Below are 24,013 nucleotides of genomic sequence, written 5' to 3'. Positions count from 1 at the left end.
CGTAGCTAGCGCGACTGATCCAGACAGTGCTGCGGGCACGGCGCCTGGTATGGCACCGATGGCGGCGGGGGCGCGACCAGTTGGTTGACCAGCTCCAGCGATTTGTCGAATGACGGATAGCCGCTGCGAGCGACATCCAGCTCGCCGTAGGCTTCGCGATAGTACTCCGCGCGCAGTACATCAGCTTCGGTGAGCAGGTACGGCTCCTGATAGATCTTGTAGAGCAGTGCTACCGCATGGGGATGACCCTTGCGCTTGGCCTTCTCCAGCAGCTCCAGCACTTCCGAAGTCTCCGGGCCTTGGCGAATCAGCAGCAAGGCCTGATAGAACTCGGTCTCGCCACGCCGGTCCAGCTTCGCGCTGCGGTCGAGCAGCGCCTGGGCCAATTCATAGCTGTCTTCGTCGGCGATGGAGATCAGGATCTTCGCCTGCATCAGATCGTTCTGATAGAGCAGGCGTTCGGCACGGCAGCTGTCGCTGCGGGACTCGTCACAGGGTTGGCTGGCGCAACCGCCGAGCGTCAACAGCAGGCCGAACAGCATTGCCTTTTTCATGGCTGAATTGGTACTCCGTTCTCTTTTCGCCAGTATGAGGCGTGCCTGCTTCGATTCGCCAGCGCCGCTTACGTTCGCTCAGTAAAGGGAGCAGGGCGCATTCATCTGTTGCAGGCCGTAGCGCCTGAGCAGCGTTTGCCAGCGGGCGCTATGTGGCAGGTCGGCGATGAGCTGCTGAACGAACTGCGTGGTGTCGGCCGGCAGGCTGGCCGTCATCAGCACGTGCCGATCGAAGACATACAGTGGGGTCGGCGATACGTGCAGCCTCGACTCAGGTATCTCGGTCAGGCCGTAGTACAGCCTGGAGGAACGCGGCATCAGCGCTACATCGATGCGTTTGGACATCAGCTTGTTCAGATTCTGCAGGTCGGTGTGCACATCCTCGCGACGGATCAGGCCTCGATCGATATCGTCCTGCAATGCCCGATAGCGGTGACCGAGAATGCCGCCCAGGCGCATGACGTGCAGTGAGCGCGGGCCCTTATAGTCGACTGGCGCGTCGCTGGGGGAAACGAAATCCTGGATGTCGCACAGCAGTGGCCGGGTCCAGCTGGCATTGGCGGTCAGCCGCTCGGGAAAGAACTCCGGCGTCGCCCACAGCAGTACACCGGGCTCGTTGGCGGCAAGTCGGGCATCTAGGCGCTTGCGCGGCAGCTGGGTCAGCTTGAAGTCGTAAAGACCCTGGTTCGTCGGATGCTCGTTGAGCAGCTGCACCAGGGATTCGGAAAGACCCGGGTTGTGCTCGGAGGCGAAAGGCGGTGAAGGCTGGTAAGCCCAGACGGCAACAGGCTTGGCCGCCAGGAGGTGCAGCGGAAACAGGGCCAGCAGCAAGAGCAGCAGTTTCGGCATCGCGATCCTGTAGGCGGCGGATGAGCCGTCGTGGCGATCTGCCGCAACGAGCCGCTCAAGACTGATTCAGCGTGCCTTCTAAAGCAAGTGTGCTCCGCCGACCGGTGCCGGTTGAGCGGGAGGCGTCAGAAGCGCTCGTGCTCGCCGACGATGCGCCAGTGTCCTACCGGAAGCTTGGCCATGGACAGGCGCCCGATGCGGATGCGCTTGCAGGCCATTACGCGTAGACCGATGGCTTCGCAGAGCAGGCGGACTTCGCCGGGCGCGGGTTCCTTTACCACCAGGCGCAGGCGGTTCTCGCTCTGCCAGCTGACCTTGGCCTTGGGCAGGATCTTGCCGCGATGGCCGATGCCCTTGGCAAGCAGGGCCAGGCCATTCTCCTCGGCCTCGCCGCTGACCTCGACCACGTATTCCTGCTCGAGCTTGTCGCGGGTGCTGGTCAGCAGGCGGATCACTTCGCGCTGCTGGCTGAATACGGTCAGGCCGCTGGCGTCGGGGTCCAGCGGCAGCAGGATGTTCTGCTGGAGCAGATGGCGCTGCAGGGGTTCGATGCGGCTGGGGTCGTCGCTCCAGTGTTCGCTGGCCAGCAGGGCGCGGCGCACGCTGTCGGCATCGGCGTCAATCACCAGGCCGGCTGGTTTGTGCAGGAGCAGCGTAACCGGCGCAATTTCTCTCGCCGTGGCGCCTGCTCGAAGCTCGACGTGTTGTTCCGGTCTAACCTTGAGAAAAGGGGCTTCGACCAGTTCGCCGTCGACCGTTACCCAACCGCCCTCGATGTACAGCTCGGCCTCGCGCCGGGAACAGCCGAGCTGCTCGGCGAGGCGTTTGGCAAGGCGTACGGGGTCGGTCATGGTGCGCTCAAAGACGAGGAAGGAGGGGGTGGAGCGCGGCGAGCCAAACTGCAGACTCGCCGAAAGCGGTTCAGATCATCACTTCTTGCTGATGGTGATCTGGCGGGACGGGCCGTTAGTCTGGCCGCTGACACCGTTGGGAATGGTCTGGACCTCACCGCCGGCCTTGAGGAATGCCGCCATTTGCGCAGCAAGGGATTGGCTGGTTTCAGAGGCGGGTTCGGGTTTGCGCTTGGCGCTGGTGGTTTTAGTTGCCATGGGGTCGCTTGTCCTTGAATCAGTCGAACCGGGCATTATACAGATTTGATCAATTTTTGTTCAGTTATTTCGGTGCCGTCATTTCTTGAAGCGTTTTCGCAACCACTGGATGCGCCGTCTGGTCTTCAATGAAGCCGCGAAACACAAAAGGTTTCGTGATGCCGAAATGCCAATCCGGAGGACCACCATGCTGCGCCATGCCATTCGCACCACGCTCTGCGGTTTTGCCCTTGTCGCTTCGTTCCAGGTGGTTGCCGAAGGGCAACGCTACTCCAGCAAGGTTGGAGAGGTGACGGTCAAGGAGATCGCAGCGGGCTTCGAGAATCCGTGGGCGCTGGCGTTCCTTCCGGACGGTGAACACCTGCTGGTGACTGAACGACCTGGCCGCTTGCGTCTGGTCGGGTTGGATGGCAGCCGGTCCGAGCCGCTCGGCGGCGTGCCGAAGGTATTCGCCAAGGCACAGGGTGGGCTACTGGATGTGCGCCTTTCGCCGGACTTCGACGCGGATCGTCTGGTCTATCTGACCTATGCCGAGACAGGCGAGCAGGGCAAAGCGGGTACCGCAGTGGGTCGCGGCCGGCTGAGCGATGATCAGACCCGGCTGGAAAACTTCGAGGTGATTTTCCGGCAGATGCCGAAGCTATCTACCGGGGTGCATTTCGGGTCGCGGCTGGTGTTCGACGGCAATGGCCACCTGTTCGTCGCGCTGGGCGAGAACAATCAGCGACCGACCTCGCAGGAGCTCGACAAGCACCAGGGCAAGGTGGTGCGCATAGGTCTGGACGGCAGCGTGCCGACAGACAACCCGTTTATCGGTCAAGACGGCGTGCAACCGGAAATCTGGTCATACGGCCACCGCAACCAGCAGGGTGCGGCTCTCAATCCGTGGAGCGGTGTGCTCTGGACCAACGAGCATGGTCCGCGCGGCGGCGATGAGGTCAATATCCCTCAGGCCGGCAAGAACTACGGCTGGCCGCTGGCGACCCATGGCATCAACTACAGCATGCTGCCGATACCCGAGGCCAAGGGTAAAACGGTAGAGGGCACCGAGCCGCCGCATCATGTCTGGGAGAAGTCGCCGGGTGTCAGCGGCATGGCGTTCTACGATGCCGAACGCTTCCCCAACTGGCAGCACAGTCTGTTCATCGGCGCGCTGGTGGATCAGTCGCTGATTCGCCTGCAGCTCGATGGCGATCGTGTGGTCGGTGAGGAGCGCCTGCTCAAGGAGCTGGGTGCGCGCATCCGTGACGTGCGTGTCGGTCCGGACGGCTATCTCTATCTGCTGACCGATGCTGGCGACGGCAAACTGCTGCAGGTGGGCCTGGACGCCAGGTGATCCACTGATCGCAGGCGAGGCCTCTGCCTCGCCGTTATCCCGCCATTACGCCAATCCTGTTTTTGCACGGAGCATTCCCGCCCGCCGCCTGTCCGACTCTATTGATGGCTGCTTTTGCTGCCATCGGGGTATTGGCGGGTTCGATAACAAGATCGAGGGAGATGGGCCGTGGCTGTGGTTATCAGCGGGTTGTTCTGCATCATCGTCGCAATTGCGCTCGGCGTCGGTGGCGCCAAGGTCATCAGTCTGGGTGGTACCTGGTATTTCGCCATCGTGGCGGCGGGCTTCCTGCTGACCGGTGCCTTGCTGCTGATGCGCCGTCGCACTGCCTTGTGGGTCTATGCATTGCTCATGCTTGGCGCACTCGGCTGGGCGGTCTACGAGGTGGGGCTGGACTGGTGGCAGCTGGCGCCGCGCGGCAGCATCATCGCGCCGTTCGGGCTGTGGCTGCTGACGCCATGGATCGCCCGGCGCCTCGGCTGGCAGCATTTCGGCTTTCGTGCCTGGGGCGGTGCGGCGCTGCCGCTGATGCTGGCGGTCGTACTCTGGGGCGGGGCGACGGTGTATGCCGTGGGGCACGACAGCCACGACATCAAGGGCATGCTGCCGACACCGCTAGCTCAAGCACCTGCCGCGGACGATGCCGTGCCGGCCGCTGACTGGCATGCCTACGGCCGCAGCCAGCACGGCCAGCGTTACTCGCCGCTGGCGCAGATCACGCCGCAGAACGTCGACCGCCTCGAACCCGTCTGGCATTACCAAACCGGCGACCTGCGCGGCCCGGATGATCCGGACGAAACCACCTATGAGGTCACGCCGCTCAAGGTCGACGACAGCCTGTATCTGTGCACGCCGCACAATCTGGTGATCGCATTGGACGCCGAAACCGGCCAGGAGCGCTGGCGCTTCGATCCCAAGGTGCCGCATTCGGTCAACCGTCAGCACCTGACCTGTCGCGGCCTGTCCTACCATGCCGCGCCGCAGCCCAGCGATGGCAAGGTCTGCCAGCAGCGGCTGTTCATGCCCACCGCGGATGCGCGGCTGATCGCCCTGGATGCGAAGACCGGCGAGATATGTCCTGGCTTCGGCGATAACGGTGAGGTGGACCTGTGGGCGAACATGCCGCACGTGAAGGAAGGCTTCTACTATTCCACCTCGCCGCCGGTGGTTGCGCGCGATGTGGTGATCATCGGCGGGGCGGTGAATGACAACGTACGCGCCAACGAGCCGTCCGGCGTCATTCGAGCCTATGACGTTTACACCGGCGAGTTGAAATGGAACTGGGACCCGGGCAACCCCGATGAAACAGCGCCCATCGCCGCCGGCGAGACCTACAGCCCCAGTAGTCCGAACAGTTGGAGCATCTCCAGCGCCGATGAGGCCCTGGGCATGGTCTACGTGCCGCTGGGCAATCAGGTGCCGGACCAGTGGGGCGGTCGGCGCAGCGAGAACAGCGAGCGCTTTTCATCGTCCATCGTCGCGCTCGATCTGGACAGTGGCGAGCTGCGCTGGGTGTTTCAGACCGTACGGCATGATCTCTGGGATATGGACGTGCCGGCGCAGCCCAGCCTGATCGACATCCAGACCGAGAACGGCCCGGTGCCTGCCCTGGTGGCACCGACCAAGCAGGGCGACATCTATGCGCTCGACCGTCGGACCGGCGAGCCGATTCTGCCGGTGCGCGAAGTGCCAGCGCCGCAGGGCGCGGCCGAAGGCGACTGGGTCGCCAAGACGCAGCCGGCGTCGGCGCTGTCCTACGAGCCGCCGAAACTGCAGAGCAAGGATCTGTGGGGCGCCACGCTGATCGATCAGATGATGTGCCACATCCAGTTCCATTCCCTGCGCTACGAAGGCCGCTACACGCCGCCTTCCACCGAGGGCACGCTGGTCTACCCGGGCAACTTCGGCGTATTCAACTGGGGTGGCGTGGCCGTCGACCCGGTGCGGCAGATGGTCTTCAGCACGCCGGCTTATCTGGCTTTCACTTCGAAGCTGATTCCGCGAGAGGACGCCGAGACGACCTACGTGTCCGAGCAGGAGCCGTTCCTCAACGAGAATTTCGGTTCGCCGTTTGCGGTGGAGCTGAAGGCATTCGTTTCGCCTATCGGCCTGCCGTGCACTGCGCCGCCGTGGGGCTACGTGGCTGGCGCGGATCTGCGCACCGGCAAGACCCATTGGCTGCGCAAGAACGGCACCGTACGCGATCGCTCGCCGATTCCGTTGCCGTTCAAGATGGGCGTGCCTAGCCTCGGTGGCCCGATGATCACCGCCGGTGGCGTCGGTTTCTTGAGTGGTACGCTGGACTACTACCTGCGTGCCTACGATGTCACGACCGGGCGGGAGCTGTGGAAGGCGCGTCTGCCAGCTGGCGGTCAGGCCACACCTATGACCTACCAGAGCCGCTCCGGGCGGCAGATGGTTGTGGTGGTCGCGGGCGGACATGGCTCGCTGGGCACCAAGGCGGGTGATTCGGTGATCGCCTATGCATTGCCACGCTGACTGGCGCTAGAATCGCCGCCTTTATATTCGGGACCGCCCACATGGCCGCAATCGGACGTTACAACAGCCTGCAAATCGTCAAGCACACCGGTTTCGGCCTCTATCTGGACGGCGGTCCGGACGGCGAGATCCTCCTGCCCAACCGCTACATACCCAAGGACACGCCGACCGAGGTGGATGACTGGCTGAACGTCTTCATCTACCTCGACAGCGAGGACAAGCTGATCGCCACCACCGAGAAACCCAAGGTGCAGGTCGGTGAGTTCGCCAGTCTCAAGGTTGCGGAGATCAACCGCGTCGGGCTGTTCCTCGACTGGGGGCTGCCCAAGGATCTGCTGCTGCCGCACTCGGAAGAGAAACGCCCGCTACAGGTCGGTGACTACTGCGTGGTCTACGTCTACATCGACAAGCGCACCCGGCGCATCACCGCCACCGCACGTCTGGATCGTTATCTGGACAAGACCCCGGCGAACTACAAGGTGGGCGAGGCGGTGGACCTGCTGATCGTCGAGGCGACCGACCTGGGCTTCAAGGCCATCATCAACGGCCAGCACTGGGGCCTGATCCACAAGAACGAGGCGTTCAAATTTCTCCGCGGCGGCATGCGCGAGCGTGGCTATATCAAGGAGCTGCGTGCAGACGGCAAGATCAGCCTGAGCCTGCAACCGGTCGGCAGCGAGGCGACCGACGCCCTGCAGGCGCTGATCCTGCAGAAGCTGGAAGAAAACCAGGGCTCGCTGGATGTCAGCGACAAGAGTCCGGCAGAGGAAATTGCCCGTCGCTTCGGCGTCAGCAAGGGCAACTTCAAGAAGGCCATCGGCGGCCTGTACAAACAGGGCCGTATCGTCATCCATCCAGATCGCATCGAGCGCGCATGACGTAACGCCCAGCGCGATCGCAACGGTCGCTGCGCAGCAGCTAATCGGCGCTACAGGTCCAGATTGATCTGCCCGCTGCCGACTTCCTTTCTCAGCGACTCGCCTTTGCCCTCCGCATAGCTCAGCTGCCCATCGACCAGGCGGGCAGGGGCGGTGAATGGGTGCGCCGCCGGTGGCTTGTCGTCCTGGATATGCAGCACTTCGATACCGCGGATTTTCATCACGTCCGAGACCAGCGAGCGGTGACAGCGCCACCACAGTACCTCGGCGCACATCATCGCGGTGCGCCGCTGGGCCGCCATTTCCAGTAGGCGCTGCAGGCCACGGTCGAATTCATCGCTGGCTAGATGATCGGCGTAGCCGCGAAACGAGCTATTGCGCCAGGCCAGGTTAGGCGAGTCTTTCAGTGGTCGCCGCCGGCCACCCAGCTCCTCGATCCATTGATAGTGCAGCCCATGCGCCGCCAATCCTTCGCGCAGGGCTGCCTCGCCGAACTGCGGCAATCGTCGTGACCCGGGAAAGCGGCGGACATCGGCAATGGCTTCGATCCGATGGTGGCGCAGTATCTCGATCAGCTGTTCCAGCGAGCGTGTCGAGTGGCCGATGGTCCACACCGTGGCTGGCTGAACCATGCTCAGCTCAGCTTCCTGAGTGCCGACTCTTTATGCATGGCCACATGGTCGGTTTTGTCGCTCTTGATCTCGTACTGCGGGGCTTCCGGGCTGGCGTGTCGTGTACGGCCCATGAATTCGGTATCAGCCGTGTGCACGCGGGTGATGTGACCACTGACCCGTCCTGCTTCCGAATTCCAGCTGACGTGATCGCCCACTTTGAACTTATGGCTCATGGTGCCTCCGTTTGGTCGTTCGGTAAGGCATCCGACAGCTATCTCTCGACGAAAATCGGTCGCCGCCGGCCGATGGTTCTCGTCCACGCACAGGCTTTTTTCGCTTCAAGCCTATATACCGTTCGTCGGTAAGATCGATAGCGGTTAATCCGTTACTAAACCGTCATGGTTCAAAAAAACGTCGCTTGTTTTTACGCCAGGTAACTAACTAGGGCGGCTTAGCGTAATATCAATTCGACAGCTATCGCCATTTGAGTAATGGCAACTCAATGTTATTTGCTTCTGCTCGGCGTTTTTTTGGCGATCTATTACTGACAAAAAATTTCCATTAATTTTTGGAACCTATTATAAAGCCGCCACGCAAGACGATTTGCCGGTTTGTTCAGGGGGTGGACGGCGGGAAATTTCTTGTTGAACGGTTCGTTTGTTGTGACACCGCGGCCCTCCTTAAGAGCAACGCCCACGACTTATCGACCTCCCGTCACTTTTTAAAGGCTCCGCCTTTGAAGTAGTAAGTTCCGGAGAGACTCAATGTCCACCAACCTGTTTTCCGGTGCCCGCAAGGCACTCGTCGCTTCCATCGCTACGGCTGTTCTGCTGGGTGGCGTCACTCTAGTAACAACGCCTTACGCTGCTGCATCCACTACGGTTGCCGCTGTATCGGTTTCTGCCAAGATCAACGCTTTCACCAACATTGATTGGCTGAACGGTGTTTGGCGCACCGGTGCGGGCTTCTCGATTCCGGCCACTGCGGCCAACCAGGCTGCTTTCAAGGCTGGCGCCTCGGTAAGGCTGGCTGATGGGCAGGTGCGCACGATCAGCCGCCAGCAGATCGTTGGCGCGAACATGAGCATCTTTCTGGATGGTGCAAAGCTGGACGGCAACAAGGTGGGTGCACCGCAGGTGGTCACTATCGGTAGCTCGGTTGTAACCGCTCCGGTCACTTCTCCGACTACCGTTACTGCCCACTCCACCAGCATCAACGCATTCACCAATACCGACTGGCTTAATGGTGTATGGCGCAAGTCGCCGGGCTTTTCGATTCCGGCCAACGATGCCAACAAAGCGGCATTCAAAGTTGGCGCTTCGGTAAAACTGGCAGATGGCCAGGTTCGTAAAGTTACCCAGGTTCAAGTAGTCGGCGCCAATATGAGCGTCTATCTCGATGGCGCGGCGGTAAATGGAAGTGTGGTAGGTGCACCCAACAAGTTGTCCACCGCGGGCACTACTACCGCTACTCCGGCCCCGGCTCCGACTTCCCCGACCACTTCGGTCATCGCCACCAGCAATCTGAACAACTTCACCAATAATGATTGGCTGAACGGTATGTTCCGCGCATCCGCCGGCTTCTCCATTCAGGCAAGCAGTGCCAACGTCGCGGCATTCAAGGCCGGCGCTCTGGTAAGGCTGGCTGATGGCCAAACGCGCAAAGTGCTCCGCCAACAGGTCGTCGGCAGCAACATGAGCGTTTTCCTGGAGGGCGCAGCGATTAACGGCACGTCCCTCGGTTATCCGAAAACCGTGTCGGTAGTGAGCACTTCGGCCAGCACCCCGTCATCCCCGGCGCTGACCACTCCGCCAGCCACCGTGACACCAGCTCCGGCGCCTTCGGCACCTGATACCACCAATGGCAAACCGTTGCTGGTCGGCGTCAACCTGTCGGGTGCCGGGTTTGGCCCCTCGGTAGTTCCGGGTACCCACGGTACCAACTACACCTATCCGGCTGAGTCCTACTACAAGAAGTACGCCGACCTGGGCATGCCGCTGGTTCGCCTGCCATTCCTCTGGGAGCGCATCCAGCCCAAGCTGGGCACTCCGCTCAACACGGTAGAGCTGGCGCGTCTGAAGCAGTCGCTGGACTTCGCTCAGAAGCACAACGTCAAGGTGATTCTGGATCTGCACAACTACTACCGCTACTTCGGCAAGTTGATCGGCTCCAATGAGGTACCTATCAGCTCCTTCGCCGCGGTGTGGAAGCAGATCGTGCAGGAAGTGGTAAACCATCCGGCGGTCGAAGGCTATGGATTGATGAACGAGCCGCACTCCACCAACGGACTCTGGCCCCAGGCCGCCCTGGCCGCTGCCCAGGCGATCCGTACGGTCGACTCCAAGCGCTGGATCTATGTGGCGGGTGATCGCTGGTCGAGCGCCTTCCACTGGCCGCACTACAACACCCAGCTGATCAGCAACCCGTGGATGCGTGACCCGAAGAACAACCTGGTGTACGAAGCGCACATGTACATCGACAAGGATTTCTCCGGTAACTACTTCGACAAGAACGAGCAGTTCGACCCGATGATTGGTGTTAACCGTGTCAAGCCCTTCGTGGACTGGCTGAAGCAGAACAAGCTGCGCGGTTACATCGGTGAGCACGGCATTCCGGACTTCTCGCCCTCGGCCCTGGTCGCTACCGATAACCTGATGAGCTATCTGCGCCAGAACTGCATCCCCAGCACCTACTGGGCAGCAGGTCCCTGGTGGGGTGAGTACGCACTGTCGCTGGACGTCACCAGTGGCAAGCATCGCCCGCAGCTGCCGGTACTGCAGAAGCACGCCAAGACCGCCCACAGCTGCACCAGCATCGGTCCGCTGTAAGCACCACCAACCACCACAAAGACGGGCCTTCGGGCCCGTTTTTGCGTTGTGCGCGGCAACAAGGCGCTTACAGCTCGTCGGTTCGCTATACAGCCGCTTTTTGGAGTTGCGCTGATTGTTCAATCAGCAACGCTGCTGCAGTCGCCGTTTCGCTTGTTTCATCTTCTCCGGGCCGCAGCCCCCATGCGGCGCAGGCTGCGCGCCCGTCGCTGGCAGATCGCCAGTGGGAGAGCGCTCTACATCGCCTTCCCTCTACGCCGACTCGACCCGACCTACTCCCGCTTCCTCACGCTGAACCGCCTGGCCAAAACCACGGAACTCGAATTTTGGGGTCCGGTCACCATTTATGTGCGCGCCACAAATGCACGGCCGCGGCAACCCCGCACTGCTGTGCTTCAACGGACCGTGGTCATCCGGCCAAATCCTATGACCCTATAAAGGTGGACAAAATGACGACACCCGATGAAGAGATCACAGGTTACGGCGGCCAAGCCAGAACCAACTCCCCGCAGACGGCCACCCCGTCCGGACAAACAGCCTCGCCGACCAGCCATACCGGTAGCGATCCCATGGGTAGCTCCGGGGCTGCCCCAAGTGCCGAAGACCTCAAGGCCAAGGCCCGAGACGCTGGCGAACAGATCAAGAATCAGGGCAAGGCGCAGCTCGACAGCTACCGTGGCACCGCTGCAGACGAACTCGAAAAGGTTGCACAGAGCGTGAAGGCCGCGGCCGGTGAACTGGAGAATCAGGACAGTACGGGGCTCTCCCACTACGTTTCCGACATGGCGCAGAGCATGGTCGACCTCGCCGACAACCTGCGTGGCAAAAGCGTCGACGAGCTGGTAGGCGAGGTGAATCGGCTGGCGCGTAACAACCCGGCGCTGTTCATTGCCGGCAGCGTTGCACTCGGTTTCGGCCTGACCCGTTTCGCTCGCGCCTCAAGTCATCGCACTGAATCCGCTGCGCGGGAGCCAACGACCGATTACGGCCACTCCGATGCCAGCCGTCCGCATCCCACTTCGCCTCTGGGGGTTCCGGCTGATGTGACTGCCGAAACCCTGCCGAGCCAATCGGAGCTGGATTCACGCCTATCCAGCGGTACGCCTGGGGGCACCGTAGGTAGCGTCAGCAACGCAGGCATGTCGTCGCCCGCCGGCACTACTAACGGCGCGGGCAGCAATGGCAAAGGTACGAACGGAGGACTGAATCGATGAACGAGCAACGCAACCTCAATACGCCGTACGAACCGGTCAATCCGGAGCAGGACGGGTCTGTTGGCGGCCTGCTGCGGCAACTGACCCGTGAAGTCCCATCGCTTTTCACCAAAGAGCTGGCGCTGGCGAAAGCGGAGTTGAGCGAATCGCTGCGTGCGACCAAGGCCGGTGCCGCGAGCGTCGCCACCGGTGGTGCGGTGCTGTTGGCAGGCTTCATTGTCCTGCTGATGTCGGCGGTGTACTTCCTCGCCACGATGATGGAGCTCTGGCTCGCAGCCTTGATCGTCGGGGTCGTGGTCGTGGTGATTGGCCTGATCATGGTTTCGGCGGGCAAGAAGAAGTTCGAAGCCTCTTCGTTCAAGCCCGACCGCACCATTCATTCACTGCAAAAGGATAAAGAAGCCGTCAGGGGGCACGCATGAGTACGCACAATCAGGTAGACCTGGAAGCGCAGAAAGACCCGAGCACCCTGGAGCGTGAAATCGACCAGCAGCGTGCCGAGATCGGCAACATCGTCCATGCACTGGAAAGCAAACTGTCGCCCGGGCAGATGATCGATACCGCGCTTGGCTATGCCAAAGGTGGTGGCGGCGAGTTCCTGCACAACCTTACCGATACGGTGAAGGCCAATCCGGTACCGACCTTGCTGACCTCCATCGGCCTGGTCTGGCTGATGGCCGGGCAGAATCGTCGTCCGGACTACAGCGCCAGCACGGCATCCACTGGTCCATCCATGACGGAGAAGCTGTCGGCTAAGGCGTCCGGCCTCAAGCAGCAGGGCACGGGGCTCAAGGACAAGGCAGCGCAAATGAGCCACGATGCTTCCAGCACCCTAGGCAACGCTCGTAATCGGGTCAGCGACTCCAGCCGGCACGCCGCTGAAAGCTTGCGACACACCGCCGATCGCGCTCGTGGCGGCTTTTCGCAGCTGCTCAATGAGCAGCCACTGGCCCTGGGAGCGATGGGCATCGCCTTGGGCGCTCTGCTCGCCGCATCAGTCCCGCCAACCCGTCGTGAGGACGAATTGATGGGGCAGCAGAGCGACGAGCTGACCGGCAAGCTGAAGGCCAAGGCTCGTGAAGGCTACGAGATGGCCAGCGCGGAGGGTGAGCAGTTGGCGAGCCAGGTCAAGCAGGACCTTGAGCGCGACCACGGCCAGCCGGCTTCGCGGCCGCATTAAGCGCCGCGAGGCGGATTGTTTGAGGAAAGTACGGACTTGAGTCCCGCCGCGGAACCTCCGATAATCCGCCGCCTGGCGCCGGTGTAGCTCAGTAGGTAGAGCAGCGCATTCGTAATGCGAAGGTCGCAGGTTCGACTCCTGTCTCCGGCACCAATAAAATCAAAGGGTTAGCTTCGGCTAGCCCTTTTTGTTTTCCGGCGGTGGTGTCCCATTCTTGTCCCGCGTTCAGGCAACGCTTCCAGCGTGGCTTGCCGAGTGGGTAGCTCGCGGGTTGAATCGAGAGTGGGTTGCTGGTCTCGATAGACTCGAATCGCGTCAGCTACGCCGTGCCCAGGACCTCTTCAGTCGATAGCCTCGACTTGGATGGCGCTTCTGGCTGGATGCTGGGACTTGCGGTAGCCCCGCAGGCTCGTCTACAACACTACGCCCAAAAGCCTTTTCAGCAGTTCCTCGAGCGGCATCATAGTAAGCAGGAGGGGGGCGATCGGTAGCAGTGTCGCCACCGCTAGACGAAGGAGGACATCCTTCGTAATTGGCGCGAGGCGCATCTCTTGTACCACCGCGAAACTGTTACCCAGATCAGCTAGCGACTGAATATCGCCACTGCCGACTAACGGTTCATTGATCGCCGCTCCGCCACGCAGCCATTTGTAATCGAAATCACGCACGTACTTCATCGCCAGTGCGCCGTACTCGCGAAGGCCGGTACGTTTGGCATCGGCCAGTTGTGCCGAGAAGACCAGCAGCGGGGCAAGGACGATGCTTTCGACGAATATAACCACCATGATGATTTCGACTTTGAAGTCGGCTAGCGTTGCTCCGACGTAGAAGATGCGGTTGGCTATCAAGCCGGCTAACAGCACGCCGAAGGCCACGGCTAGCGGCATGAAGGCATAGGCAGAGTTGGCCAAGAAGCCTAAACCGCCCACCCGGTCTGGATGGGTCGGTGTGAGGTTCAGCTCGAGGCGCGACACCTGCCAGAGAAAGCGCATCCAGATGCACACTCGAAAAAACCAGCGAATCAACAGAAACTGGAACACCGGTATGCTCACGTAGCCGTACCAGGTCCCGGCGAGAGACAAGTCGAAACCGGTAGCATTCACGACCGTATACCAACTGGATGCTTCTAGGGCCGCAGCGTTGCGCCAGACTACCAGCACGCCAAACACATAGACGAATGCAATCAGCAGCAACTCTGCACTCACCGCGTTGCGCATGCGCATGGCGGAGGCGACTGCGGCCTCAAAGGACTCCCGCGAAGCCTCTGTGATCAGTCGCCGTTCGATGAATTGGCCGACCACTGGACGGATGCGCTTATGAACGATCAGTTCGGCGCCGATTAGCAAGGGCATCGCGACCAGGAAGCGGACATGCACGTCAACGTCCATCAAAAACGGGATGGCTACCCCGCCGCCCAGTAGTTGCCCTTCGATTGCAGCGAGCAGCAGCAGTGGCAACCAAGTGAGCAGGACAAAGAAAAGAATGCGCTTGCGCACCAGTTCGAGGGCGGTGCCGGACAGTCGCGCGCGGTTGAGAAGCTGAAATAACGGCCCACCAAGTACCAGTGAGAAGTCGTCCGTATCGCTGGTAAAGCTCGCGGATGGCTTCTCATTGCCGTGTGAATCGTTCATTTGAGGCTCCCATGCCACTGTGCGGCACCACACCCGCGTCACATCGGTGGTGGCTGAACCGGTGTATAAATCGGCCCGGAAGCGCCATAAGCCTGTATGTAATAGGCTTGCCCACAGCGGTAATAGGTGACTCCGTTGATGCCTAGGATTTCAGGTGCGCAGGGCAGGGTTGTTAGCGCCGGAGGTGAGGTATAGACCACTGTGGTCGAGGCGGGCGCCGGTGCGCTCTGGCTGGCAGCCGACGTCACCACCGACCCCACCACCGCACCTGCGACGAAGCCGACGGCCGCAGAGCCGGCGTCCCAGTCGTCATCGTCGTGATCATTGTGGTAATAGTTCTCCTGACGCACATCCACGTTGTGGCTTACGGTGTCCTGACGCCGCTCCTGATTGGCGGATGCTGCGCTCTGGCGCGACTGCTGTTGGTCGGACATTGCGCTTTGCCGGGCCTGCTGGTTATCGGAGATCGAACCCTGACGTGCGGCCTGGTTGGACGACGTTCGGCTCGAGGCTGACTCCCTGCGGGTAGCCTGATTGCTCGTGACGTTACCGTTGGCCTGGGCGCGACGGCCTGAGGAGAGGCTGCCTGCCGAAGCGGCACCCTGGCGTGAAAATGTCCTGCTCGCGGTTGCGCTTCCGGCATTGCGCGTGGCCCCTCCGGAGAACCTGGGTTCGCGCGCCTGGGCATCGGAAGCTGGCCAGGTGCTGCAGAGCAGCGCTGTCAGGGCTGCCACCGAAACAAGGGCTCTGGCGCTGGTCGCTGTCATGGCTTGGCTCCTTCTGGCCTGCTACCTTGCGGTAGCGGGCTGGCTGGTGCGGGAGGTAGCTGCGCTGCGAAGACGATCCGTTTCGCAGCCGCCGGAGGGGTGAACTCGAAGGTGCCCTTGTCGAATCGCGGTATCAGGTTCCAGTCTGAAAAGTCGGCGCGGAACTGTGGTTGGCCTTCATCCGATGGGTAGGTGACCACGATGCGCATGGGCAACGCTTGCTCGCTGTCGGCGATCCACACCTGGAAGTCCACGCTTGCGGTGCGTGCCGCAATATGGTGGGCAGGCGCGCCGAGTATGTCGGTATGCTCGACGTAGTCGATGCTCTGAATGCGACGCTGCAGTTCCTCAGAGGCCTTTGTCAGCATCAAGGGTGCGAGGGGAAGGCGCATCTGCAGGTCACGGACGAAGTGAATGATCGAGGCATCAATATCCCCTGGCTGCGGTGCCTGGGCGTAGACATTGGTGTCGCCATCGAGAATTGTGATCCGCTCGCCGTCGAACAGAGTCAGACCCCGATCGCCATGGCTGGCGATTTCCATGATCCGTAGGCGATCCGGGCGCTGGAGCGCGAGCTCGCGGATTTCGCCGAACTCTATTTTCTGGCCGTTTTCCTGAACCACGTCGTAAGCGATGTTCAATGACACGCTAAGGCGCTCGGTCTTGCCAAGCAGCCCGGCCATCTCCATCAGGCGCGCTCGGGCAAACTGCTGCGACTCCGTTTCCGTTGTCGGCTCCGTGGCAACGGCTGCATCCGCCTGATTCACCGCGGCTGCCGTCGATTCGGCCCAGACAGGATTTGCTGCGAGCAGGCTAGCGCAGAAAACCCAGACCGAACCTCGCCGGGCCGCATTTGGTGTTCGCCGTTGCGCACCGGACGATCCAAGCGCCATGTTCCAGTAGCTGTTCTTTTCGTCAGTCACGGCTTGCCCCTCGCTTTTGCGGATTCATGAAGCCATGGTCGGCCTGCTCGCTAATGCTTTGGTACGGTAAAAGAACTACTTGAAGCTCGCCCTTGGGAAACAAATTCGAATATCAAACAAATAATTCTGCAAGAAATTGGTTGTTGTGCCTTTTTGCTTGTTTGTTAATTGCACGAATACGCATATAGGCGCCGATATCTGCAGTAATTAATTGGCGGTTGCAGGGGCTGAGTGCAACACGGTTATTGAATTGAAGCAGGCGCATCATGCCGCATAGCCATGGCTTCCTGCATCACTTTGCCCATAACTTCAATTGGGCATTTGAAGTCGAAGCGCTTACGTGGGCGCATGTTCAGTTGCAGTGCGATGGCATCCAGTTCTTCCTGGCTGTGTACCGACAGGTCTGTGCCTTTGGGCAGGTACTGGCGGATCAAGCCATTGATGTTTTCGTTGCTGCCGCGCTGCCAAGGGCTGTGCGGGTCGCAGAAGTAAATGGCCACCCCGGTCTGCTGAGTGATTTCAGCATGCCGCGCCATTTCTCGGCCCTGGTCGTAGGTCATGCTCTTGCGCATCGCCAGCGGCATGCCATTGAGCGCTGCACTGAAGCCTTCCATCGCCGAGGTCGCCGTCGCGTCGTTCATCTTCACCAGCATCAGGTAGCCACTGGTGCGCTCCACCAGCGTACCTACAGACGAGGCGTTGGCCTTGCCCTTGATCAGGTCGCCTTCCCAATGCCCTGGCATCAGCCGGTCTTCGATCTCCGGCGGACGTACATGAATACTGACCATCTCAGGGATCTGACCGCGCCGATCCACACCGCCAGAGCGCGGCCTGCGCGTCGTCTTGCTTTGGCGCAGGCAGATGATCAGCTCCTTGCGCAGTTCACCGACCGGCAGGGCATAGATCGCGTTATAGATCGTCTCACGACAGACGTAGGCCTCTCTGAGGCTGGGAATGTTCATGCTGCGCAGCTTGCCGGCAATCTGCTCGGGAGACAAACGCTCACGCAGCATATGAACCACCAGCTCAAAGCGCTCGCTACCCGGCAACAGCTTTCGCATCGGTCGACACACCTGGCGGCGGGCTTGCATCTGCTGTTGGGCTACACGGGCCGAGTAGCCACCACAGGCATCTCGATTGCGGCGCAGCTCCCGGCTGATGGTCGAAGGGGATCGGTTGATCAAGCAGGCAATCCCACGCAGGCTGAAACCTTGGGCATGACCGATTTGAATGGTGGCGCGCTCTTCAACGCTGAGTTCGGTATAAGACATGGGGGCAGCACCGTACCGGAAAGGTCAGGTGTTGCACTCAGTTTTTGCCGCCGCCATTCCTATAGCAAAAAGCACAATGGAACGCGGACTGATAAGGATCGTTGCGCTTTATTTTAGGCGAGGGTTTTGTGCAAGCATGGCGCAAAATGCCAAGTTAAATTGACCACCTCGGCGTTGCCTATACTCTCGGCTAGGGGATAAGGCTATTCATCAGGGTGGACAAAGATGAAGCTGCGACAGATTGCAGAATCGACCGGATTGTTAGCCGTTATCTTCATGCCATTGGCACAGGCAGACTATGGCGGCGACCCGGATCGCAGCATCCTGCCAATTGCCGAACCGGACCGACCGCTCTACACAGAACTGGATGCGCGCAACGCCAAGGCGCCTGCGCCATTCAGGATCGAGGCGCCGGCGGACGCTCCCAACGTCGTCATCGTGCTGATCGACGACCTTGGCTTCGGCGCGGCGAGCACCTTCGGCGGTCCGATCTCCACGCCGACCCTCGATCAGCTTGCCGAGAACGGCCTGCGCTACAACAACTTCCATACTACCGCGCTCTGCTCGCCGACCCGCGCCGCGCTCAAGTCCGGGCGCAACCATCACACGGTGAACATGGGCTTCATCACCGAGATGGCCACCGGCTTCCCCGGCAATACCGCGCAGATTCCCAATGCCACCGCGCCGGTGGCCGAGATGCTGCGCTTGAACGGCTACAGCACCGCCGCTTTCGGCAAGTGGCATGAAACCGCGGCATGGGAAACGAGCGTGTCCGGCCCCTATGACCGCTGGCCGACCCGTCAGGGCTTCGACAAGTTCTACGGCTTCCTCGGTGGCGAAACCAACCAGTGGGCACCCTATATCTACGACGGGGTAACCCCGGTGCGGTTGCCAGAAGATCCCAACTACCACTTCATGACCGACATGACCAACCAGGCCGTGGCCTGGATCAAGTTCCAGAAGGCACTGACCCCGGACAAGCCGTTCTTCGTCTACTTCGCGCCGGGCGCCACCCATGCGCCGCACCATGTGCCCAGGGAGTGGATCAGCAAGTGGCAGGGCAAGTTCGACCAGGGCTGGGACAGGCTGCGCGAAGAGACCCTGGCCCGCCAGATCACGCTGGGCGTAGTACCGCCGGATACCCAGTTGGCAGCCAAGCCTGAGGCCCTCAAGGACTGGGCCACGCTGTCAGCTGACGAGAAGCGGCTGTTCGCCCGTCAGGCCGAAGTGTTTGCCGCCTTCCTCGATTACACCGATCACGAGATCGGTCGCATGCTCAAGGCGGTCGACGATGTCGGTCAGGCCGACAACACCCTGGTCATCTATATCGCCGGCGACAATGGTGCCAGCGGCGAGGGTGGCGAGAATGGCATGTTCAACGAGTACACCTACTTCAATGGCGTGCAGGAAACCGTGCCCGACATGCTCAAGGTCATGGACAAGTGGGGCGACCCGGAAACCTACCCGCACATGGCGGCCGGCTGGGCGCTGGCTTTCGACGCCCCCTTCGGCTGGATGAAGCAGGTGGCGTCCGACTTCGGCGGTACCCGCAACGGCATGGTGGTGCACTGGCCGAAGGGCATCCAGGCGAAGAATGAGGTGCGCAGCCAGTTCAGCCATGTGATCGACATTGCCCCGACCATCCTCGAGGCCGCCGGCCTGCCGGAACCGAAGGTGGTCAACGGCACGCCGCAGATCCCGATGGCAGGCTCCAGCCTGGCCTACAGCTTCAACGACGCCAAGGCCGCGGAGCGCCACACCACCCAGTATTTCGAGATCAACGGCAACCGAGCCATCTATCACGACGGCTGGTTCGCCCGCACCATCCACCGTGCACCGTGGGAAGGCAAGCCGCGCGCGGCCCTGGCGGACGACGTCTGGGAACTGTATGACGTGCGCAACGACTTCAGCCTGGCCAACAATCTGGCGGCGCAGCAGCCCGACAAGCTCAAGGAGCTGCAGGCGCTGTTCCTCAAGGAAGCCCGCGAGCATCATGCGCTGCCTCTGGACGACCGCACCTTCGAGCGCATGTTGCCGGCCATGGCCGGCCGTCCGGATCTGATGGCGGGGCGTACCTCGCTGACCCTGGCCGAAGGCATGACCGGCATGTCGGAGAACGTCTTCATCAACGTGAAGAACAGCTCGAAGACTATTACCGCCGAACTGGAGATTCCGGCGACGGGCGCCAACGGCACCGTCCTGGCCCAGGGCGGGCGTTTCGGGGGCTGGTCGCTGTACGTCAAGGATGGTGTGCCGGCCTACACCTACAACTACCTCGGCATGCAACAGTACACGGTCGCGGGTAGCACGCCGCTGCCGGCTGGCAAGGCGACCCTGCGCTTCGAGTTCGCCTATGACGGCGAAGGGCTGGGCAAGGGGGGGCAGGGGACCCTTTACGTCAACGAGCAGAAGGTGGGCGAAAGCCGCATCGAACGCACCCAGCCTACTGCCTTCTCGGCGGACGAGACCGCCGATGTCGGCATCGATCTGGGCACCCCGGTGGTCGAAGTCATTGGAGCCGATCGTCGCTCCGCCTTCACCGGCAAGATCGACAAAGTCACCGTGCAGTTGAAGTGAGCCGCAGTAGGCCCGTCCTGACTGACAGAGGGCGGGGCCACTGGCATCTCTGGTTCTACGCTCCGGCATCAGGCAGCCCCCACCGTAAGGTGGGGGCTGTTGTTCACCGTATTGACGAGGTCGCGCATTCGTCGCTGTCTCATTCGCCAGTTCCTGCAATGGATTGTCCGCATGCCCTCGTCGCCCTCCGACCGTCCCTTATCCAAGAAGCCGGCCCGCTGGCTGTGGTTGCTGCCCGGCGGACTCCTGCTGCTGGGCTGCGCAGGCTTCGTCTGGTGGTGGATGCAAGGGCGAGCGCCCGAACCCCTTGCGGCCGCGCACTGGGTGGACGAACAGCAATGTCGGGGTTGTCATGCCGGAGCCGTGAAAGATTGGCAGGGCTCCCATCACCAGTTGGCCATGCAGCCGGCCAACCCGCAGACGGTGCTGGCCGACTTCGAGGCATCGCCGCTGCACAACGACGTGGAAACCACCCGCTTCCTGCGCAAGGGTGACGAATTCTGGGTCAACACCCCCGGGCCTGACGGGCTGCCTGCCGACTTCAAGGTGGCCTACACCTTCGGCGTCGAGCCCCTGCAGCAATACCTGGTCGAACTGTCGGGAGGCCGCCTGCAGGCGCTCGGTGCCGCCTGGGATGTCGAGAAGCAGGCCTGGTTCCATCTGTATCCCGATCAGGGCGTGGATCATCGCGATCCGCTGCACTGGAGCGGGGCTCAGCAGAATGCCAACTTCATGTGCATCGAGTGCCACACCACCGGCTTCGAGCGGCGCTTCGACAGCGACAGCAACCGCTTCGCCAGCCACTGGCAGGCGCTGGGCGTTGGCTGCCAGAGCTGCCACGGACCTGCTTCCAATCATCTGCTCTGGACGCGCGAGCCGCAGCGAGCCGATCTGCGCAACTCCGGCCTGGTGGTCAACCTGCGCGATGGCGGCAATCGCAGCGAGGTGGAAACCTGCGCCCGCTGCCACAGCCGGCGTTCGCCGCTCGGCGACGGCTATCACGCCGAGCGCCCGCTGTTCGATGACTACCTGCCCGTCGCGCTGGGCGCCGGTCTGTACGAGGTCGATGGCAAGATTCAAGATGAAGTGTTCGAATACGGCTCCTTCACCCAGAGCCGCATGTATGCCGCTGGCGTGCGCTGCTCGGACTGCCACAACGCGCACAGCGGCGCCCTGCGCCTGAGCGGCAACGCGGTCTGCACCCAGTGCCATAACCCGGCCGGCCAGGCGCCGCGTGTCGAGATCCGCACCGACAAGCTGCTGGCCAAGCAGTACGACTCGCCCGAGCACCATCGCCATCCTCAGGGCTCGGCGGGCGCACAGTGCACCAGCTGCCACATGCCTGGCCGCTACTACATGGGCAATGATCTGCGCCACGACCACAGCTTCAGCGTGCCCAACCCCGCCCAGGCTGTGGCGCTTGGCCATGGCGACGCCTGCCTGGGTTGTCATCGTGAAACGGAAGGCCAGCAGGTCGCCCGCCAGTTCCAGGACTGGTTCGGCCAGCCGGCGCCGCGCGACGGCGGCTTTGCCCGCGCGCTGCAGCAGGCGCGTACCGGGAAGACCGGGGCGGCGCAGGCGCTGTATGCCCAGCTGGCGCGCACCGACCTGCCGGCGCTGCGCAAGGCGGCGCTGCTGGCCGAGGTGCCGCGCTATCCAGGGCCGGCGGCAGGGCAGGTCGTGGCGACCGCGCTGCAGCATCCCGAGGCGGTGGTGCGCCTGGCGGCAATCGATGTGCTGGTGGCGATGGCCTCCCCGCAGCAGCAGGTGCAGGCGCTGGCGCCCCTGCTCGGCGATGGTCGCCGTGCGGTGCGCCTGGCCGCAACCTGGCAACTGGCGCAGTTGCCGACCGAACTGCGCCAGGGGCTGCCACGCTGGCCGGCGGCGCTGACCGAGTACGAACAGGCGCAGCGCAGCCAGCTGGACCGTGCCGAGGCGTTGACCAACCTGGCCATGCTCTACCAGCACACCGGCCGCCCCGAGCAGGTCGAGGCGCATCTGCGGCTGGCCTTGCAGCGCAACAGCCACTTCCATCCCGCACGCCTGCTACTCGCGCAGTGGCTGGAGGGGCAGGGCAAGCGCAACCAGGCACTGCAGCTCCTGCAGGACAGCAGCGCGACCTACCCGCAGGAAGCCAGTCTGCAGCATGCGCTGGGACTCGCGCTGGTACGTGCCGGCCAGCGCGACACGGCGCTCGAGGCTCTGGTTCAGGCGCAGCAACTGGCGTCGGACAATGCCAGCTATGCCTATGTGCTGGCCGTCGCCTTGCACGACGCGGGGCAGCAGGAGGCCGCGCAGCAATTGTTGCAGCAGCAACTGGCAAATGATCCAGCCAACCGCGCGGTGCGCATTGCGCTGGTCGGCTACCTGCAGGCAGCAGGCCAGGCGCAGGAAGCGGCTCGCCTGCTGGATGAGCTGCAGGCAGTCAACCCCTACGATCCGCTGCTGCGTACGGGACGTTGACGATCAATCGGTCGCAGGCCAGTGCGTGCGATCAGCATTCGTCTTCGAGTGCTTCCAGTCGCCCCGAGCGAACCGCCTGCAACAGCGCGGCGTGATCACGCTCGGTCTGCTCGGCATAGGCCATGGCGAACTCGCCGAGTGCCTCGTCGAAGTTTTCCCCCTTGCCGAGATAGCCGCTGATGGTTGCGGCATCGCCCGACTTGGCATGGGCGCGGGCCAGGGTCCAGCCGCAAAGTTCGGCGTAGCGCCGCAGATCCGTGGCGCTGAAGCCTTCGGCTGGCGGCGAGAACTTCATATCGCGCAGTTGTCGCACGAAAAAGTCGTAGCCGTGGCGACCGCGGGCCAGCCAAGGAAAATATCGCTGGACGACTGCATGAGTCGCTGGCCCATCACTACGCGCTGCCCCTGATATTCGTACCGGCTCTTCCCTGCATAGGGCTCAAGAACCGAGCGGCGCGCCTCCTTGAATTGCAGGATCAACGGGTGATTTTCCTCGGAGAAGAACAGGCCGATCATGCAGCGTGTGCCCACGCTACCGATGCCTACCACCTTGGCAGCGAAGTCCTCGAGACGATAGCGATCGAGGAGGGTGCGGCGCTCATCTGAGAGCGAGGTGCGGTAATGGCTCAGTCCGTCTCGCAACAGCTCTTCGGTATCCGGGTCGCCAATGTGGTAGAGAAATGGCGGCTGGTCGATCAGGCGATGACGGCCGGCAACCTGCTGCGCAATCTTGGGAAACATGTTTTCGACGACCCGCGAACGCGCCTTCTCGACCGCCCGCTCGCGCAGCTTGCGGGCCCTCTCATCGGGTGCCAGGTCTATCAATGTGTTCGCGTCCAGCCGCGAGTACCAAACCTCAAGGGGATTCATCTGCGAGTATTCGCGCAGGTGCTCACGATAGGAACGCACACATGCCTCGCCCGCCGCGCGTGATTCGGCATCCGAAAGCCGGTTGTCGCGCCCTGCGACCACGCAGCTGGTAACCAGACGCTTGATGTCCCACTCCCAGGGTGCGGGCAAGGTTTCGTCGAAATCATTCAGATCGAAAACCAGGTTGCGCTCTGGCGTGGCGAATAGACCGAAATTCATAAGGTGGCAGTCGCCGCAGGCCTGCACGTGCAGCCCTGTGTTCGGGGTGATGGCGAGGTCGCTGGCCATCAGCGCCGCCGAGCCCCGCAGGAAGGCGAAGGGGTTGCTCAGCATGCGCCCGTAGCGGATCGGCACCAGTTCGGGCAGGCGGTCCTCGTTCGATTTCTCTAGGATGGCAATGGGGTCCCGTTGCCGCGCCGACTCTGGCCAGGTGGCATGGCTGCTGCGTGG

General features: G+C 62.1%; 20 protein-coding genes, 1 tRNA gene and 1 pseudogene. 10 read left to right on the top strand and 12 right to left on the bottom strand.

Annotated features, from left to right (window positions below; genetic code table 11):
- Positions 1 to 5: 5 nt before the first annotated feature.
- From UIB01_RS14545 to UIB01_RS14530, 4 genes are all read right to left on the bottom strand, one after another.
- Positions 6 to 554, bottom strand: a complete 549-nt coding sequence (locus UIB01_RS14545; RefSeq protein WP_038661913.1) for a hypothetical protein — start codon at positions 552 to 554, stop codon at positions 6 to 8.
- 78 nt (positions 555 to 632) lie between these two features.
- The gene (locus tag UIB01_RS14540; RefSeq protein ID WP_038661910.1) at positions 633 to 1,403 is read right to left on the bottom strand and encodes a transporter substrate-binding domain-containing protein; all 771 of its coding nucleotides are present in this window, start codon (positions 1,401 to 1,403) and stop codon (positions 633 to 635) included.
- Between the two features lie 125 nt (positions 1,404 to 1,528).
- On the bottom strand, positions 1,529 to 2,254 hold the full coding sequence (locus UIB01_RS14535; protein WP_038661907.1) for an RNA pseudouridine synthase: 726 nt from the start codon (positions 2,252 to 2,254) through the stop codon (positions 1,529 to 1,531).
- A gap of 78 nt (positions 2,255 to 2,332) precedes the next feature.
- Positions 2,333 to 2,512, bottom strand: coding sequence for a PFL_1563 family small protein (locus tag UIB01_RS14530; RefSeq protein WP_015277667.1), 180 nt, complete (start codon positions 2,510 to 2,512; stop codon positions 2,333 to 2,335).
- Between the two features lie 187 nt (positions 2,513 to 2,699).
- On the opposite strand from UIB01_RS14530, the gene UIB01_RS14525 reads away from it, so the two are divergent.
- The 3 genes from UIB01_RS14525 to UIB01_RS14515 all read left to right on the top strand — a co-directional run bounded on the left by UIB01_RS14525 (position 2,700) and on the right by UIB01_RS14515 (position 7,225).
- Positions 2,700 to 3,848: a PQQ-dependent sugar dehydrogenase gene (locus tag UIB01_RS14525; RefSeq protein WP_038661904.1), complete on the top strand. Its 1,149-nt coding sequence runs from the start codon at positions 2,700 to 2,702 to the stop codon at positions 3,846 to 3,848.
- A 168-nt stretch (positions 3,849 to 4,016) separates the two neighbouring features.
- The gene (locus tag UIB01_RS14520; protein WP_038661901.1) at positions 4,017 to 6,347 is read left to right on the top strand and encodes a glucose/quinate/shikimate family membrane-bound PQQ-dependent dehydrogenase; all 2,331 of its coding nucleotides are present in this window, start codon (positions 4,017 to 4,019) and stop codon (positions 6,345 to 6,347) included.
- A gap of 41 nt (positions 6,348 to 6,388) precedes the next feature.
- On the top strand, positions 6,389 to 7,225 hold the full coding sequence (locus tag UIB01_RS14515; protein ID WP_038661898.1) for a CvfB family protein: 837 nt from the start codon (positions 6,389 to 6,391) through the stop codon (positions 7,223 to 7,225).
- Between the two features lie 50 nt (positions 7,226 to 7,275).
- On the opposite strand, the gene UIB01_RS14510 is transcribed toward UIB01_RS14515, so the two are convergent.
- Together UIB01_RS14510 and UIB01_RS14505 are read right to left on the bottom strand one after the other, a co-directional pair.
- Positions 7,276 to 7,857 carry a DUF488 domain-containing protein gene (locus UIB01_RS14510; RefSeq protein WP_038661896.1) on the bottom strand — a complete coding sequence of 194 codons (582 nt, stop codon included), beginning with the start codon at positions 7,855 to 7,857 and terminating at the stop codon, positions 7,276 to 7,278.
- Positions 7,858 to 7,859: 2 nt separating this feature from the next.
- A complete protein-coding gene (locus UIB01_RS14505) occupies positions 7,860 to 8,072 on the bottom strand; it encodes a hypervirulence associated TUDOR domain-containing protein (RefSeq protein ID WP_038661893.1) in 213 nt (70 codons plus the stop codon).
- A 531-nt stretch (positions 8,073 to 8,603) separates the two neighbouring features.
- Between UIB01_RS14505 and UIB01_RS14500 the strand changes: the two genes are divergently transcribed.
- From UIB01_RS14500 to UIB01_RS14480, 5 genes are all read left to right on the top strand, one after another.
- Positions 8,604 to 10,667, top strand: a complete 2,064-nt coding sequence (locus UIB01_RS14500; protein ID WP_038661890.1) for a glycoside hydrolase family 5 protein — start codon at positions 8,604 to 8,606, stop codon at positions 10,665 to 10,667.
- A 449-nt stretch (positions 10,668 to 11,116) separates the two neighbouring features.
- The gene (locus UIB01_RS14495) at positions 11,117 to 11,881 is read left to right on the top strand and encodes a F0F1 ATP synthase subunit B family protein (RefSeq protein ID WP_038661887.1); all 765 of its coding nucleotides are present in this window, start codon (positions 11,117 to 11,119) and stop codon (positions 11,879 to 11,881) included.
- Positions 11,878 to 12,303, top strand: a complete 426-nt coding sequence (locus UIB01_RS14490) for a phage holin family protein (RefSeq protein ID WP_038661885.1) — start codon at positions 11,878 to 11,880, stop codon at positions 12,301 to 12,303. The genes UIB01_RS14495 and UIB01_RS14490 overlap by 4 nt, the downstream gene beginning before the upstream one ends.
- Positions 12,300 to 13,061, top strand: a complete 762-nt coding sequence (locus UIB01_RS14485) for a DUF3618 domain-containing protein (RefSeq protein ID WP_038661882.1) — start codon at positions 12,300 to 12,302, stop codon at positions 13,059 to 13,061. The genes UIB01_RS14490 and UIB01_RS14485 overlap by 4 nt, the downstream gene beginning before the upstream one ends.
- Positions 13,062 to 13,138: 77 nt before the next feature.
- A tRNA-Thr gene (locus UIB01_RS14480) sits at positions 13,139 to 13,214 on the top strand.
- A gap of 260 nt (positions 13,215 to 13,474) precedes the next feature.
- Here the strand turns inward: UIB01_RS14480 and UIB01_RS14475 are convergent.
- From UIB01_RS14475 to UIB01_RS14460, 5 genes are all read right to left on the bottom strand, one after another.
- Positions 13,475 to 14,692, bottom strand: a complete 1,218-nt coding sequence (locus UIB01_RS14475; protein WP_038661880.1) for a hypothetical protein — start codon at positions 14,690 to 14,692, stop codon at positions 13,475 to 13,477.
- A 38-nt stretch (positions 14,693 to 14,730) separates the two neighbouring features.
- Entirely contained in the window at positions 14,731 to 15,459 is a 729-nt protein-coding gene (locus UIB01_RS14470) for a conjugal transfer protein TraH (RefSeq protein ID WP_038661877.1), read from the bottom strand.
- Positions 15,456 to 16,382, bottom strand: a complete 927-nt coding sequence (locus UIB01_RS14465; RefSeq protein WP_219807508.1) for a DUF2092 domain-containing protein — start codon at positions 16,380 to 16,382, stop codon at positions 15,456 to 15,458. Before UIB01_RS14465 ends, UIB01_RS14470 begins: the two co-directional genes overlap by 4 nt.
- 112 nt (positions 16,383 to 16,494) lie before the next feature.
- Complete coding sequence (locus UIB01_RS23100; RefSeq protein ID WP_155268711.1) at positions 16,495 to 16,650, bottom strand: hypothetical protein; 156 nt, start codon at positions 16,648 to 16,650, stop codon at positions 16,495 to 16,497.
- On the bottom strand, positions 16,625 to 17,653 hold the full coding sequence (locus tag UIB01_RS14460; RefSeq protein WP_038661402.1) for an IS30 family transposase: 1,029 nt from the start codon (positions 17,651 to 17,653) through the stop codon (positions 16,625 to 16,627). The genes UIB01_RS23100 and UIB01_RS14460 overlap by 26 nt, the downstream gene beginning before the upstream one ends.
- 225 nt (positions 17,654 to 17,878) lie before the next feature.
- Here UIB01_RS14460 and UIB01_RS14455 point away from each other — a divergent pair, with 225 nt between their 5' ends.
- Positions 17,879 to 20,230 (top strand): arylsulfatase, encoded by a 2,352-nt coding sequence (locus UIB01_RS14455; RefSeq protein ID WP_038661871.1) that lies wholly within the window; start codon positions 17,879 to 17,881, stop codon positions 20,228 to 20,230.
- A 171-nt stretch (positions 20,231 to 20,401) separates the two neighbouring features.
- The gene (locus tag UIB01_RS14450) at positions 20,402 to 22,693 is read left to right on the top strand and encodes a multiheme c-type cytochrome (protein WP_038661868.1); all 2,292 of its coding nucleotides are present in this window, start codon (positions 20,402 to 20,404) and stop codon (positions 22,691 to 22,693) included.
- A gap of 31 nt (positions 22,694 to 22,724) precedes the next feature.
- Here UIB01_RS14450 and UIB01_RS14445 read toward each other — a convergent pair.
- Positions 22,725 to 23,896 (bottom strand): annotated as a pseudogene (locus tag UIB01_RS14445) (DUF2252 domain-containing protein).
- Positions 23,897 to 24,013 lie beyond the last annotated feature (117 nt).

This window comes from Stutzerimonas decontaminans, assembly GCF_000661915.1.
Lineage (GTDB): Bacteria > Pseudomonadota > Gammaproteobacteria > Pseudomonadales > Pseudomonadaceae > Stutzerimonas > Stutzerimonas decontaminans.
This window is presented reverse-complemented; position numbering and strand designations above follow the sequence as displayed.

Bases quoted from the DNA above. Each gene is read 5' to 3' on its own strand.
- UIB01_RS14545 (WP_038661913.1), bottom strand. From the start codon at position 554: ATGAAAAAGGCAATGCTGTTCGGCCTGCTGTTGACGCTCGGCGGTTGC.
- UIB01_RS14540 (WP_038661910.1), bottom strand. From the start codon at position 1,403: ATGCCGAAACTGCTGCTCTTGCTGCTGGCCCTGTTTCCGCTGCACCTC.
- UIB01_RS14535 (WP_038661907.1), bottom strand. From the start codon at position 2,254: ATGACCGACCCCGTACGCCTTGCCAAACGCCTCGCCGAGCAGCTCGGC.
- UIB01_RS14530 (WP_015277667.1), bottom strand. From the start codon at position 2,512: ATGGCAACTAAAACCACCAGCGCCAAGCGCAAACCCGAACCCGCCTCT.
- UIB01_RS14525 (WP_038661904.1), top strand. From the start codon at position 2,700: ATGCTGCGCCATGCCATTCGCACCACGCTCTGCGGTTTTGCCCTTGTC.
- UIB01_RS14515 (WP_038661898.1), top strand. From the start codon at position 6,389: ATGGCCGCAATCGGACGTTACAACAGCCTGCAAATCGTCAAGCACACC.
- UIB01_RS14510 (WP_038661896.1), bottom strand. From the start codon at position 7,857: ATGGTTCAGCCAGCCACGGTGTGGACCATCGGCCACTCGACACGCTCG.
- UIB01_RS14505 (WP_038661893.1), bottom strand. From the start codon at position 8,072: ATGAGCCATAAGTTCAAAGTGGGCGATCACGTCAGCTGGAATTCGGAA.
- UIB01_RS14500 (WP_038661890.1), top strand. From the start codon at position 8,604: ATGTCCACCAACCTGTTTTCCGGTGCCCGCAAGGCACTCGTCGCTTCC.
- UIB01_RS14495 (WP_038661887.1), top strand. From the start codon at position 11,117: ATGACGACACCCGATGAAGAGATCACAGGTTACGGCGGCCAAGCCAGA.
- UIB01_RS14490 (WP_038661885.1), top strand. From the start codon at position 11,878: ATGAACGAGCAACGCAACCTCAATACGCCGTACGAACCGGTCAATCCG.
- UIB01_RS14485 (WP_038661882.1), top strand. From the start codon at position 12,300: ATGAGTACGCACAATCAGGTAGACCTGGAAGCGCAGAAAGACCCGAGC.
- UIB01_RS14475 (WP_038661880.1), bottom strand. From the start codon at position 14,692: ATGAACGATTCACACGGCAATGAGAAGCCATCCGCGAGCTTTACCAGC.
- UIB01_RS14470 (WP_038661877.1), bottom strand. From the start codon at position 15,459: ATGACAGCGACCAGCGCCAGAGCCCTTGTTTCGGTGGCAGCCCTGACA.
- UIB01_RS23100 (WP_155268711.1), bottom strand. From the start codon at position 16,650: ATGATGCGCCTGCTTCAATTCAATAACCGTGTTGCACTCAGCCCCTGC.
- UIB01_RS14460 (WP_038661402.1), bottom strand. From the start codon at position 17,653: ATGTCTTATACCGAACTCAGCGTTGAAGAGCGCGCCACCATTCAAATC.
- UIB01_RS14455 (WP_038661871.1), top strand. From the start codon at position 17,879: ATGAAGCTGCGACAGATTGCAGAATCGACCGGATTGTTAGCCGTTATC.
- UIB01_RS14450 (WP_038661868.1), top strand. From the start codon at position 20,402: ATGCCCTCGTCGCCCTCCGACCGTCCCTTATCCAAGAAGCCGGCCCGC.